10 protein-coding genes and 2 pseudogenes are annotated in these 13,731 nt (G+C 58.1%); 3 read left to right on the top strand and 9 right to left on the bottom strand.

Annotation, left to right across the window (positions count from 1 at the left end):
* Positions 1-43: 43 nt before the first annotated feature.
* Together LC490_RS22410 and LC490_RS22405 are read left to right on the top strand one after the other, a co-directional pair.
* Complete coding sequence (locus LC490_RS22410; RefSeq protein WP_223621675.1) at positions 44-289, top strand: hypothetical protein; 246 nt, start codon at positions 44-46, stop codon at positions 287-289.
* On the top strand, positions 270-527 hold the full coding sequence (locus LC490_RS22405; RefSeq protein WP_223621674.1) for a hypothetical protein: 258 nt from the start codon (positions 270-272) through the stop codon (positions 525-527). Before LC490_RS22410 ends, LC490_RS22405 begins: the two co-directional genes overlap by 20 nt.
* Positions 528-591: 64 nt before the next feature.
* Here the strand turns inward: LC490_RS22405 and LC490_RS22400 are convergent, their stop codons facing one another.
* The gene (locus LC490_RS22400) at positions 592-1,545 is read right to left on the bottom strand and encodes a hypothetical protein (protein ID WP_223621673.1); all 954 of its coding nucleotides are present in this window, start codon (positions 1,543-1,545) and stop codon (positions 592-594) included.
* 498 nt (positions 1,546-2,043) lie between these two features.
* A pseudogene (locus LC490_RS24625) lies at positions 2,044-2,166 on the bottom strand (H-NS family nucleoid-associated regulatory protein); the annotation flags it as partial.
* A gap of 241 nt (positions 2,167-2,407) precedes the next feature.
* Here LC490_RS24625 and LC490_RS22385 point away from each other — a divergent pair.
* Positions 2,408-3,574, top strand: coding sequence for a hypothetical protein (locus tag LC490_RS22385; RefSeq protein ID WP_223621672.1), 1,167 nt, complete (start codon positions 2,408-2,410; stop codon positions 3,572-3,574).
* A gap of 163 nt (positions 3,575-3,737) precedes the next feature.
* On the opposite strand, the pseudogene LC490_RS22380 reads toward LC490_RS22385, so the two are convergent.
* From LC490_RS22380 to LC490_RS22350, 7 genes and pseudogenes are all read right to left on the bottom strand, one after another.
* Positions 3,738-4,139, bottom strand: a pseudogene (locus LC490_RS22380) (IS3 family transposase); the annotation flags it as partial.
* Positions 4,140-4,743: 604 nt separating this feature from the next.
* Positions 4,744-5,268, bottom strand: a complete 525-nt coding sequence (locus LC490_RS22375) for a hypothetical protein (protein WP_223621671.1) — start codon at positions 5,266-5,268, stop codon at positions 4,744-4,746.
* A gap of 322 nt (positions 5,269-5,590) precedes the next feature.
* Positions 5,591-5,974 (bottom strand): ankyrin repeat domain-containing protein, encoded by a 384-nt coding sequence (locus LC490_RS22370; protein WP_223621670.1) that lies wholly within the window; start codon positions 5,972-5,974, stop codon positions 5,591-5,593.
* On the bottom strand, positions 5,971-7,128 hold the full coding sequence (locus LC490_RS24620; protein ID WP_343223036.1) for an RHS repeat-associated core domain-containing protein: 1,158 nt from the start codon (positions 7,126-7,128) through the stop codon (positions 5,971-5,973). The genes LC490_RS22370 and LC490_RS24620 overlap by 4 nt, the downstream gene beginning before the upstream one ends.
* A gap of 207 nt (positions 7,129-7,335) precedes the next feature.
* Positions 7,336-7,731 (bottom strand): hypothetical protein, encoded by a 396-nt coding sequence (locus tag LC490_RS22360; protein WP_223621669.1) that lies wholly within the window; start codon positions 7,729-7,731, stop codon positions 7,336-7,338.
* A gap of 462 nt (positions 7,732-8,193) precedes the next feature.
* Positions 8,194-8,523, bottom strand: coding sequence for a hypothetical protein (locus tag LC490_RS22355; RefSeq protein WP_223621668.1), 330 nt, complete (start codon positions 8,521-8,523; stop codon positions 8,194-8,196).
* 10 nt (positions 8,524-8,533) lie between these two features.
* Positions 8,534-13,306, bottom strand: a complete 4,773-nt coding sequence (locus LC490_RS22350) for an RHS repeat-associated core domain-containing protein (protein WP_223621667.1) — start codon at positions 13,304-13,306, stop codon at positions 8,534-8,536.
* Positions 13,307-13,731 lie beyond the last annotated feature (425 nt).

Genomic DNA, 13,731 nt, shown 5'->3' with positions numbered 1-13,731 from the left:
GTGCGATTCCTGGGGAAAAACCGTTAAATCTCAGTATATCGGCATGACCACCTTGCAATGGCAAATTCGATTTCATCTGCAGCACCCAAGCGGCCCGGATTTGGCGCCCAATACTCAACACCACGATCAATATCTGCGCCACCTACAGAGCGCCGAAAATGCAATGGAGGCATTTATCCAAACAGGATCAACCATCGATCCAAGTAAATTCAATCAGATATACAACCCAACGGACTCTGGCAAAAACAACATTCCAAAGAGGGCAGATCATGACAAGCCGAACAATTGATGGCTTCGTCGTTCGCGCCACGACCGAACCTGAAGAAGACGGGGCAGATTTTTACGAGCCCGCCTATTGCATAAGGAAAATTGACTCAGATATCGAGCACAAAGACACGTGGTTTGCTATATCCCAAAACACCGAATCACGAACCAAGGGTGAGGCACTTGAAATGGCGGAGACAGAGCTGAGACAGATAACGAAGATTGTTTTCCACGGCGAAGAATGGCAGTTGCACTTCAAATAGTGCGGACCAACTCAGTTTGCCACCCGGTCGAGCGTTTGGCGCCATTGTTCACCCCCTCAAAATATTATGCCGCCCTTCCCCAGTGTGGCCGCCGGGAAATCGTCACGATTGTTCCACTGCGCTCAATTGAGATGATTCCTTGCGCGCGGACTACGGGGAGGTTCATAAGGCTTTTGAAGTTCGCCTCTGTAAAGAACTTTTCCACCGCGACCAAAGATGTGTTCAAGCGATTGCTGAGGGGGGCCAAATCGCGCTTTGCACGTTGCATGGAGCGAATTGCGTCCCTGTCGTCGTCCGCTGGCTGCCATGACAGCAACGTCGTAACTAGCTGCTGGAGTTCTTGCTTGAGGATGGATGGCGTGTTCTTGGGGTGGAAACATTCCAGACCGGCGAGAGACGCGATCGTCTGAGTTTCGACCTGTGCGACGTAAGCTCTTGGCTCATCTGATGTGCGTCCTGCCTCAAGGGCAGCACGACGTAACTCGCGGTCGGCTTCGCTCAGTCGAGCTTCGCGCTCAATAGCGCTCTGCCCTCTTTCTGCACGCTTCTCTATCTCGTGTAGCAACGGCCCGTTCGCCTGATCACAAAAGGAGCGGTGAAGTGCTACCGCGAGGTCGATCGCAGGGGTGTTGTCCAACCAGTATTGCTTTTCCTGCGCCTCAAGCCGGATCTGCACGAAAGCCAGCTTGCGGATTCGCGCCTCTTCTCTACCGCGATAAGCACTGATTTTTTGATTCCAAACGATGGCGCCATCGGTGTACTTCGCCGCGCAGTCTTGACCGATGTGGACGAAACGTCCATTCGTCAACGCAACGAGCCATCCATGCGCGTGGAGACGCTCGCAGTTCTTGCGGCCACATGGCCGCATGTCCTTGCTGTCGAACTCATACTCATGAATTGGATGACCTAGGACAATCTCTTCTATGGGAATGCCCTGTAGGCCGCCAGTGATCGCGAAGAGTTCGCCCCAATTTTTGGGCTTCGGGGGGATGTGCAGGAAGTCGATGTCATCGGTCAACGGAGCACCTCGTTAGTAGTAATACTACTCAAGGCACTTTCTACACCCAGCAGCGATCCGAGACAACTTTTTTCTATTAAATTACGAAAATATCACAATAAATTATTTATAATTTTACACTTCGATTTCGTTGACAGGTTATAGCGCCCCTCGTAGTAGTGCTCAACGCACATTGAACCATCGCGGATAAGACACGGGCTAAACCGTGCACCGCATTGGGGTTGGACTCGCTCTCTGCACGAACGCGGACCACTGCAAGGCAGGGCCGATATAGCCACTCGATGAGTGCACAATGGAGAGGGCCTGCCTACAAGGAAGCTCCGTCATTCAACCCTTTGCGGGTCGGCGGGTCTTCTTAACTGCGGCCTTACGGCCCTTCCGGGCAGCCCCTTTCTTCACGCCCGACTGGCTCTTGGCGCCGGACTTGGCTGCACCATTGGCGGCGGGGAACTTCTCACCCGCGTTGTCTTTGCGCCAAGCCTTGCCTTCAGCGCCCTTCTCCCATGCAGCAAACGCCACAGGGGTTCGGCCGCGGCCGCGCCACGTCTCGCCAGTGGGCAACTGATATTTCTGGGCCACTGGACCGAGCTTGCGGCCCTGCTTTTTGGCACGAGGGGCCTTGGCGGGGGTGGCGCCCTCAACGACTTCGCCAATGATCCGGGCGATCTTGCGGCGCTGCAATGCCGACAGCACTTTGGCGTATCGCTGCAGCACCTCAATGGCCTTGGGCACTTCGCCAAGCAGCGCATCCCACTCTCGCAGCACGGCTCGATCGCTGAACCCCCTGTTACACGAGCAGAGGGTAGAGCGTTATCCTCGCGCTATGCTAACCGTCCTGCACCCTCAGCTATACCACCAAGTCTTGAGCTTCCCCATCGGCATGATGGCAGCTCCTGATCCAGATGGCGGTAATCCCTTCTTGATCGTCAAAGCGACGAAGGAAGTCCTTCTAGCTGCGAAGGTTAGTGGCTGCTTCAAGGTTTATGTGTGCCCTGCGGACCTTGGCGGACGAGAGACGCTAGCATTGGTCTTCGCGTTCTTCGACGACGAAGACGAACCCTTGAATATCCGCACGCCCTTGGTCGATGACGTAGAGAGTCGCCATCTATTAGCCACACTGACAAGCCCCTTTGTGAATGTCCATTTCTTCGATGAACATGGAAGAGAATTCCTGATCTACGAAGCTGAGATTGATGTCCCAGTAATCACCAAAAGCCGTCTGGATGGGTTGAAGCTGCTTGACTCGAACTTTGTCCAGGCTCAAAGCATGCTGCATGGGGTCGCTGGCTGGTTCGGCCTGCGAACCCCACAGGACGACGAAGAAGCGCTGACAGTCAAGCTGGCCCATAACCCTCTTGGGGAAAGCCTCGCGATCCAAGATGCTCGGTATCCGCTCCACCAACATCATGGGGGTAAGGGATACAGCATCTCCACCTTGGAGAGAGAGGAGCCTGGGAACTTCCAAGAAGAAGACATCATCAAGTGCTTGGCGATGTGCTTTCCCCAAAGCCAGATCTATCACGGACCGCTACGTACAAACGACAAGGAAGAAATTTGTGATGTCCTAGTCGTCACAGATCAGCGAGTGCTCATCATCCAAGCCAAGGACAGTCCCAATATTGAGCGCATCGCAAAGCAGAAGCTCAGCCGCAAGCAAACAACTGCGATGACCGCATTCAAGAAGGCGGTGGGACAGGTTCGGGGGGCACAGAGCTACATCAAAGCAGGCAACGGAACGCTCCGCTACATCCTTAACGGCGAAGAGCAGTCAATCGATATCAGTCAAAAGCAGCTCTTTGCGATCACGATCATAAAAGAAGTCTTTGAGCGAGAGAGCGAGGAATACGCGAAAATCCTCAATGTCTTCATGGTGGAGCGCAGCATGCCTTGCTATGTGATCGCCTATGGCATGTTCTTTGAGCTCTGCTATCGAGTCCATGACCCTGGAAAGTTCTTCCAGTTTTCAGAAGAAATGGTTGAAAGCATCAAACATCTGCAAGACCTCCCAGTAATCAACTTCCATGGCTAATGGCTGGCTTTCCGTAGATCAACAATGCCGGTGGGATCTTGGGTCTACGGAGCCGTTGGCATGCTGCTGAAAGTCGCTCCCGTGCTCCTACTCTCCGACTACTCCGCGCCAGTGAATCACCCAGATTTTTGTAGACACTCGTCAGCCGTTTAGTGCATGCCGCTTTTTCAAACTCTATCGGGGACAAGCCATCGTTGGAACTGTGCCGCCGCTTGGGGGTGTAGGACAACTCGATGTAGTCGAACACATCTCCCCGCGCATCGGCGAGGGTGCTGTAGATCCGTTGATTGATGCGCTCGCGCTTGAGCAACTGGAAGAAGCTTTCCATGGCCGCATTGTCGTGACAGTTTCCACGCCGGCTCACGCTGCACACGATGCCGTGGGCCTTCAGGAGACTTTGCCAGTCTTCGCTGGTGAACTGACTGCCTTGATCCGAGTGCAGGAGCAGTCCCGGCTCGGGTTTGCGACACCACACCGCAGCCAACAGCGCTTGCAGCATCAAGTCGGTGTGTTGCGTGGCTCAGCCTACGACCTGGCGTGAGAACAAGTCGAGTACGACGGCCAACTGTGTGAGCATGCCGGCTCTTTCCTCAGACGCCCCATCTGCCCATCGACCCATCTGCCCAGCAAGCCACTTCGGCGCTCTTCCGCTGTCGTCTTCGCCAGCCCGGCACATGCACCACTGTCATGAGTCTAAAATGCCAACATCAATGCGCATTCTGGGACCACTCGACCGTGCTAGGTGACTCACCTCCCCCGTCCTGTCCGGTCTAAGATCGAAGGACACAACACAGGACACATGTCCGGTTTGCGTTCTGCGGGGAAAGCAGGGGATTTTGGCGCGAGGCAGCGCATCCCCCTCTCTCCGCCAGATTACGAACAGCCCCTGACGACGTCAGGGGCTGTTTTGTTTTGGGTCCCGGCAGAGTCGGCGCCGGCCAGCGGGAGCTATGCCGCTCGGCGAGGCATGCGCGTCGGTGCTCGAGCGCGCCACGATCTGGAGCTTGCCTTCGGACTTCGTGTAAGCAATACCTCCCCGCCCCAGTTCCGGGCACCGGGTGCCATGCGCTTGGCGTATCTGCGAACCGGGTCAGAGTGGCTTCCGACAGGGGCTAGACGGAAGGTGCTCTGACCAGGTTTTTGTTTCATGCCCTGGCCCGCCAACTGGTTCAGCTAAGACTAATTCCGACTTTGGCGAGGCAAGTGGAGAGTCCCTTGAGGTCAAAGTACTTCCCGTCGCCAGGGATTCCAGAGAAATCAATATTGGGATCACCCTTCTGCTTCGATTCCTTGAGCGAGAGATTGATGTAGGTAATGTTTTCGCACCCAAGGTCCTCTGCATGCGCGGGTCTAAGCTGAACCCAAGACCTGTCGTTCATAGCGTCATCGTAGACAGGATAAACAAACTCGTTGTAGCTGGTTGCAGGTATGTAAGCGTAACCATTCCCGCACCGAGCATCACGCGAGTCGCCATATGCAAACAGGACCTTCTGGCCGACCGAGTACGGCTGATCCGTGCATATAAGCATCTTCTTGGGTTTCTTCCCTTTCGAGAAATCGACTTGATACTTAAAAATGCGCGGCAAAGACACGGCCTCTGGCATTGCCCCCCACCTTATTACGCCCACACCATAGGCTGATGCCTTCGTTAAGCGCTCTGCCATTGGCCTCGATGCAACCACCTTGTCAGCCATTGCTGCACCGCTCGAAGCGCTCAAAATAAGAACCAGCGCCGAACTACGAAATACTTGTGAAATGACCTCACTTCTTATATTTCGCACGGCAGTTCCCATAATGGCATTAGCCTTTCGCTGTTCCCGCATGCACTTCAGCCTTGTTTTTCACGCCCAAGCACAGCACCTGCGAACCGGGTCAGAGTGGCTTCCGACAGGGGCTAGGCGGAAGGTGCTCTGACCCGGTTTTTAAATTTCTGAGAATGAACCACCCTCTTTATCATGAAGGGTACTTGGCGCCAAATTCATCCGTGTGGACATAGATTTTGCATCGTTGACCGGCTCAACGAGAGATGGCATCTGGCTGATACTTAAGTATTGCTGCGACCACCTCTTCTCGATTTTTCTTCAGCAGATCAAGTGGGCGATCGCCGTATTCGTTCTCCACGAGCAAGCTGGCTCCGTTTTTCAATAGAGCATCAACGACTGGCGCATATCCGAACATGATTGCGTAGTGAAGCGCCGTATGGCCGATACCGCCCGGGATGTCGATATTTGATATTACCGGAAGCATGAGTTTCAGGTCGTCGATGTCACCACTAAGTGCGGCCAAATGCAGTGGCGTCTCTCCGTCGGCTCCCCGATCATCAAAATTTCTAATATTGAAGTCAACGAACATCTCGTGCATTCGATATTTATCGAGCAGGTTGGCGAGTTCATTATTCATTCATCACATTCCTCAGGGCAGAGTTCCTTAAACTCTTTTTCGAGTTTGGTGATCGTCGCATTGCTCCGTGCAATGTCGCCAATATGTCGACCGCCAGGAAACTTGCTACTGGGCCACTTGGAGTCCCAGGCTGAGCGCAATCGATTCAGCGTCTTATGGTGCTCGATACGGTTCTTTAAATGCCTGCACGGGTCTGGGTCGTAGGCAACACCGGCTCGCTGGATATCCTTATAAGCTTGATACTCCTCTCCCCGCTCCTTCTTCTCGCTGTACATGCGAGCGCAAGCACCGGCTCCCATCGCCTCACATGGGGCGACCCCCAACGAAGGGGAGTACAGCAATAGTGCAGCGCCCGTAGTGTAGGCCGAAACCGTAGCGCCGCCGGCAACCAGAGCCTGTAGCGCTAGTGTCAGCTCCGTTCTTGATGGTGGCACGAATCCGCGCACGGGATAGACTGATGTGGGGACTGTTGTTGCGTCCAAGCCAAACAGATCTACGTTGCTCATTGGGGCATTGCCCGCATACGCGAATGTGCTCAGTCCGCCTCGTATGCCAATGGGATCGCTTTGAATGTAGCGTCCTGAAATTGAGTCGTAATCGCGGAAGTAGTTATACACCAGTCCGCTTGCGACATCGTAGCGCTGCCCCGGGAACCGCATATCGAACACGAACGCGGTGCCGTCCTGATCCGGGTCCTGGTTCGGCGGGTTGTTGCCGAAGGCTTCTCCCTTGGCGTCCCAGGTCCAGACCGCGAGGTTGCGGCTCGGGTCGATCACCGCACGCGGGGTGCCTAGATGGTCGGGTTGTACATAACGTAGGGTCTGCGCGACGCCGGCGCCGACGACCAGGCCGACCGGGGCATCGCCCAGCCAGATCGCCTGCTGCTTGGTCGCGCCGTTGGCGTCGTAGTCGCCGAGCCAATGGCCGGCTTCGTCGTACAGCGTGTAACCGGTGATCGCACCGGTCGCGTTGTCGGCGCGCGAGACTCGCTCGCCCTCGGCGTTGTAGCGGTAGCTGACCTTCACCACGCCGGCTTGCTTGACCTGGCTCATGCGGTCGTTGGCGTTGTAGACGAACTCCCGGGCCGTGCCGCCGATGCTGGTGGTGTTCCCGACTGCGTCGTAGCCGCGGCTGATGCCGCCGACGTTGCTCAAGCGATGGCTGGTGCCCGGATAGGTGTAGCTGGTGGTGATGCCGCCGTGCAGCAGGCTGTTGCGGTTGCCGGTCTTGTCGTGTCCGTAGATCTCGATCTGCGTGTTGCTGGGGTCGTCGCGGGTGATCCTGCGAACCGGGTCAGAGTGGCTTCCGGCAGGGCTAGACGGAAAGGTGCTCTGACCCCGTTTTTCGACCCGGTTTTTCTACTAGACAGAAGTATCGTTCTGATCAAACACAGTTAGAGCAACTACCGCGGCCTCAACAACCAGTGTCCAGCGCGGGTCCTTCATATAGTCCAGATCGGGCCTATCCCCGAGCTCCTCGATAAGCGGCTCAAGAACCTTACTGAGACATAGTAATGGCTCCACCTCAGACGGAAACAATACATCTCCTATGCAGTCAGCTGGATTCGGAAGCACTTGGTGGTCGTAAAGCAAGTTTACCGTCAACGATAGGTCGTCATAACGACTTACTTCTTTGCGATATACGCCCCGCTCCTGCTCTTGGTAGGTTTTGTCGGCAAGCGATCGAAGCGCGCTGATAACATTCTCACGAGCCTCCGGGAAGCGGATATGGCCTACGGGCGGTTCCATTCGGTCCATTTGATCCAATCCTCAACGGGTATATGGGCATGAGGATTTTCCTGCAGGTTTCCCGAAATTGGCTTGCCATCAGGCCCCAGGATTCTGCCGTTGTGTCTAACCACAACATGGTCAAACCGCTGGCTTGGGAACTCATGTTTCTGCGAACCGGGTCAGAGTGGCTTCCGGCCGGGGCCAGCTGGAAAGGTGCTCTGACCCGGTTTTGGCTTATGTCGTAGGTGTATTTTCCCTTGGTCAGTTTGCCCGCGCCTTGTGTTGTCTTGGATGCGCCCTGACCTCAACCGCAACCATCTAAGCGCTGTGCTGGTGGTATTTGCCAACGCACCTTCAGGGGCAGCCGTGCCTATGGATCAAAAGAAAGACCCCGACTTCGGAGCCTGCCTTTTTGCGACATAAACTAATGACGGCTCGCTAGCCCATCGCCTTCGCAACACTCGCGAGTAATGCGATAGCCACCCGAGATTAAAAATAATTTGAAGTCTTTTCTATTCTCATATTTTTTTTTGAAATCCAAATCTCACCGCCGCCGCCAGCAATATTCTTATCGCTAGGCAAAAAAATAAATATTATATAGTTTGAATTTTGACTAATCCCTATATCATAGTTATTAATATTTCGCATGTAATCCCCATCGGCGCCGGGCGTCGTATGGCGCTCAGCGATATTCTTCGAATACGCTGCTATAGCCATCCCAGACGCCTTAACTAGATTGTCCGGCGACTGAGCCATGGCAGGTTGCAATGAGGCAAGCGCAATCAGCAGCGCAAAAATTAATGCAATAAAATTCTTCATAAACCCTCCTTTAGTCAAAACCCAGGAATTCCATTGCAACGTCCCAAGCACTCTTTATAGGCGCGCTGCAGTCACACGCATCGCCGTTATTCGGAGTCGGCTGGGGCAGCCTTATAGTGTCGCCCCTCCCCATGCTGCTATACCTCAATATTTTTCCTGCGGGCGTACCGACCCAAGCCAATTGGCCATATGGAATTCTTATATCGCCCGCTGAGAATGTCTCTCGAATAGGCTTGGCGGGATATGGCTCTCTGGCATGAGTGTGGTATTTTCCAAGCGAAATGACACCTTTAGGTGGCTCCCCTATTTTGACGTATTCGCTATCCCAGCTTGTTTTAGGTTCGGTATAAGAATAATAGCCTTTTGCAGTTTTATATACCCAGCCGCCATATTCCCAATTATTTCTGATGGAGTTCGGAAGCGTTTCCGCGACTGCGTTTGCAGCAGCGATATCTGCACTGATGTAACAATCTTTCGGCCTCAATCCCAAAGGATCTGATAAATCAAATGGGCGGGAGTTCACATAAGAGTAGCCGCTTATGCCGCCTTCCAACCCAATCGGATCACTCTGCACATACCGACCAGTAGCCGCATCGTAATCCCGGAAGTAGTTGTAGTTCAGCCCTGTAGTCGCGTCATACCGCTGCCCCGGGAAGCGCATATCGAACACGAACGCGGTGCCGTCCAGATCGGGGTCCTGGTTCGGCGGGTTGTTGCCGAAGGCTTCGCCCTTGGCGTCCCAGCTCCAGACCGCCAGGTTGCGGCTCGGGTCGATCACTGCGCGCGGGGTGCCCAGGTGGTCGGGCTGCACGTAACGCAGGGTCTGCGCCACGCCGGCGCCGACGACCAAGCCGACGGGTGCGTCTCCCAGCCAGATGGCTTGTTGCTTGGTCGCGCCGTTGGCGTCGTAGTCGCCGAGCCAATGGCCGGCTTCGTCGTACAGCGTGTAACCGGTGATCGCACCGGTCGCGTTGTCGGCGCGCGAGACTCGCTCGCCTTTGGCGTTGTAACGGTAGCTGGCTTTGACCACGCCGGCTTGTTTGACCTGGCTCATGCGGTCGTTGGCGTTGTAGACGAACTCCCTCGCCGTGCCGCCGATGCTGGTGGTGTTGCCGACCGCGTCGTAGCCGCGGCTAACGCCGCCGACGTTGCTCAAGCGATGGCTGGTGCCCGGATAGGTGTAGCTGGTGGTGATGCCGCCGTGCAGCAGGCTGCTGCGGTTGCCGGTGGCGTCGTAGCCGTAGGTCTCCAGCGGTGTGCCGGTCGGACCGTCGCGGGTGATCTTCAGCCGCCCCAGGGTGTCGTAGTCGTACTTGGCCAGGAACGCGCTTTGCAGGCCGTCCTTGAGCTCGGTCAGTTCGCCGACTTCGTTGTAGCCGTACGACAGCGACAGGCCGCCGGCGGCGCTGTCGAGGATGGTCTTGGCGCGGTAGTCCTGGTCGTAGGTGCGCGCCAGGCTGCGGCCGTTGCCGTAGGTCCAGCCGGTGGCCGGGCCGAACGGTTCATAAGCCGCATTGTTGAGCAGCACCGTGCGCACGCCGCCGGCCGGCTTGATGCCGACTTCGGTGACCTGGTCCAGGGTGTTGCGGACGTAGTCGACGATGGCGTTGTCCGGGTAGGTGATGGTGCGCACCTGGCCCGAGCTGGTGTAGGCGTAGCGCAGGGTGAAGCTGCGGGTGCCGACGGTCTGCACCTTGCGCACGAGCTGGCCCCAACGGTCGTAGCAATACTTCAGCTCGGTGCCGTCGCTGCGCATCGCAGTGACACGCCCGAGGGCGAAGTTCTCGCCGGCGGCGCAGACCGAATTGACCGTGTCGTAGTCGTATTCGACGTCGGCGGCGCCGCCGCTGTACGACACCGTCTTCGGCCGGTTCAGGGCGTCGTAGGTGTAGGTATGCGGGCTGGCGTCGTTGGCGTCCTGCTTGCTCGCGAGCAGGCCGGCGCTGTTGTAGCCGTAGGTGGTGATGCCGGTGTCCGGGCTCGTCAACTGGACCTGATCGCCGAAGCCGTTGTAGCCGTAGGTCGTGTCCAGGCCCTTGGGGTCGGTGACCTTGGTGACCTGGTCGAGCGCGTTGTACTCGAGCTTGGTCTCGACCGCGAGGCCACCGACGTCCTGCAGAGTGCGGATCAGGCGATTGAGCGGGTCGTGGTCCTGTTTGGTGACGCGGCTCAAGGCATCGGTGGTCAGGTCCGGGTTGCCGTCGTTGTCGTAGCTGAAGCTCGTCGCGTGGGCCAGCGAGTCCTTGGCGGTCTGCAACTGCCCCAGGGTGTTGAACACGCGCGACAGGGTGCGCTTCAAGGTGCCGGAGGCGGTCTTCGTGTCTTCCTGCTTGCGGTTGCCGGCCAGGTCGAGGGTGTACTGGATCTTGTTGCCGGCCTTGTCGGCCACGCTGGTCAGGCGCTGGGCGGTGTCGTAGGTGTAGGTGATGTAGGCGCCGCCCGGCGGGGTGATGCGCTTGACCAGGCCGGTCGGCCAGTACTCGACCCGGGTGATGCGGTCGTCGGTCTCGACGCTGTTGTCGGCGCCGCGCACCTTGGTCGCGGTGAGCCAGCCGCGCGGGTGGTACTCGTAGTCCGTGACGATTCCGTTGGCGTTGACGACCGATAGCGGGCGGCCCTGCGGATCGTAGCCGAAGGTCTCGGTGCTGCGACCCAATGCGTCGACGACCTTGCGCAGGTCGCCCTTGCGGTAGGTGCACAGCGCCGGCTGGGTTGCGCAGGTGCTGTCGTCGCTGCCGTAGTACTGGAACGTCGTGACGTCGTTGACGTCGGTGCGCGGGCCGTCGACCGACTTGACCAGCCCCAGGGTCGGGCAGGTGCTGTTGCTCGCGGCTACGTCGGCCGCTTCGCAGTAGGCATACGCGGTCGTGCGGGTCTGGTTGCTGACCGTGTCGCGCACGGTGACCGTGATCGGTTGCAGGCGCGCGTTGCGGACGATACGGGTCTCGCGATTGCCGACTTGGGTCAGCAACGTGCGGTTGCTGGCAAGGTCGCGGCGTTCCGCGCTGGTGCGCTCCTGCGCGAGGCCGACCGCTTCCTTCACCGTATGCGTGCGCGCCGGCTGCCCGGTGACCGGGTCGTTGGCTTCGGCATACGTGTGCTTGGTCTGGGTGCCGTTGCGGTCGGTGACGGTGTCGAGGCGGCGGCGGAAGTCGGTGGTCTCGTCGTAATAAGTCCTGCCGATGGTGCCGCGGGTGTCGGTCAGGCCGCTGACCTTGCGCGGCGCACCGCTCGCCGGCGACGCGGTCAAACCATAGGTGGTCTGCCGATCGAGAGGATCGGTGACGATGGAACCGCCCGTCGAAGGATAGGTCAGGGTCACGCGGTCGGCATTGCCGGAATGGACGCTCAAGGTCACCCGATTCTTGGCATCGTAATTGAACGTACTGTAGCGCTGGCCGCCCTCCACGGTTACGCCCGTCAGATTGAGAGGAAACCTCGTATCTTCATAGTGATAGGTCCGCGACTCGCCGCCAGGATAGGTCACGGTTTCGACCTGTCCATTGGCGTTATAGGCATAAGACGCGAGCGCAACGCCGGCCAAACGAATCGCCGTGATGGGCGCGTCGTCGCCGCCCGCGGTGTACTCGAACACGAGGCCGCGGCCGCTGTTGTGGGCGATCGCGGCCAGACGGCGCATTCCATCGTAGCTATAACTCAGGACCGAGCCGTTCTCGAAACGCTGTTCCAGCAGACGGCCGGCGGCGTCGAAGCGCAGCATCCGGTCGCTGCGATGCATCAGCCACTGCGCGCCGTCGGCGACGACCCGGTCGCCGCTTTGGTCGTTCGCCTCGTACGCGGCGCCCACCAGTGTGAACGCGACCTGCGAACCATCGGCTTCAATGAAACCGATACGGACCGTCGGGTCGGAAGGCGTGGTCGGATCGGGGCCGACCGACAGCCGCAGATTATGCGAATGCGTCCAGCCATAACCGAATCCGCCAGCGGCAGTCGACGTTAGCGAGTGGTAATGGCGATCGAATGCAATCCAGCCCAGATCGAAATCGTGCGCCGGCTCGGACTTGTCCCCGGTTGTCGGGTCACAGGGATTGCCAACCGGGCACTCGTTGCTCGGCAGCGGATCACTGTAATAGGCCATGTCGAAGCTCGACCCGGCGCCACAGGCATTGAGATCGGTGTTCCAGGTCATGAGCCGGCCGGGGCAACTGGCCGCCCGATCCTTGACGATCTTGACCTGGGTGTTGGTGAGATAACAGGCACCGCCGCCTCCGGGCGCCACCATGTATTTGACGTCGGTAGGCGTGGATTCGCGAATCGCGATCGGGCTGGTCGACCAGGTGAGATCCGTTGTCCAGACCGTCGGCGTAACCGTGCTGGCCGCCGCGCAGCCCTGAGCGACGCTCTGGGCGTCGTAGTCCTGCTTGATGCGGGCGACGATCGCCTCCATCGAAGTCTGCGTCGGCGTGCCCGACGGGTCGTTGAGCTCCTTGTAGGCCCAATCGGTCAGGGTCGGCGGCTTGGGCTCGATGGCGTACTTGTAGACGGTCTTGCTGTTCAGTGCGACCTGGCTTTTGACGTACATGCTCATCGGCGGACCGCCGAACTGGGCGAAATAATTCCTGATGCCCTGCTGCATCGCGGCTTCGGTGGTCTGCGGCGCCAGCGCGAGGCTGTTGGTGCGCCACAGCTTTACCGTTTCCTGCGCCTGCGCGCCCGAGGCGAGCAGCAAGCCCAGCGAGGCCAGAGTCAGGTTCCAGCCGATACGGGTTCGAGCCGGCCGGCGTTCGGCCTCATTGTCGGCATCCGTTGCGACAACTGTCATGGTCATTCCTTCTATGGAGCTTGGAGAGGCCGTACGCACGGTCGGTGAGGGAGGACCGCCGGCGCCGGCATGGGGGATTCGATATCCGAAAGCGAACCGTCGGGCATCGTGTGCAGCTTGATCGGTACTTATGTCTGGGCGGCGACGCGTGGCCGCCGGTTCGAGCCGAGGCATGGCGGTGCCGCCGCGTTTGCGGCAACGAAAGTCAGGGCGGTTTCGATCTCGGCGGCTGGCCGAAGCACGGCCGTAGCGGCCGCTGTGCGTGCGGGCAAATCCATCTGCGTTGCTCCCTTTCCTTAGGTCGGCAGGTCGATACTACGCCCGCGCATCTCAACGGCAGCGACGCGTGCTGAGCGTCGGCAACGGATGCATGCAAGGGCGTGTTCGGCGCTCACTGTAGGCGTAACGGGTTCGCGAAAGCCAGT

The sequence above is a fragment of the Lysobacter sp. ESA13C genome (assembly GCF_019970005.1).
Taxonomy (GTDB): domain Bacteria; phylum Pseudomonadota; class Gammaproteobacteria; order Xanthomonadales; family Xanthomonadaceae; genus Lysobacter; species Lysobacter antibioticus_B.
This window is presented reverse-complemented; position numbering and strand designations above follow the sequence as displayed.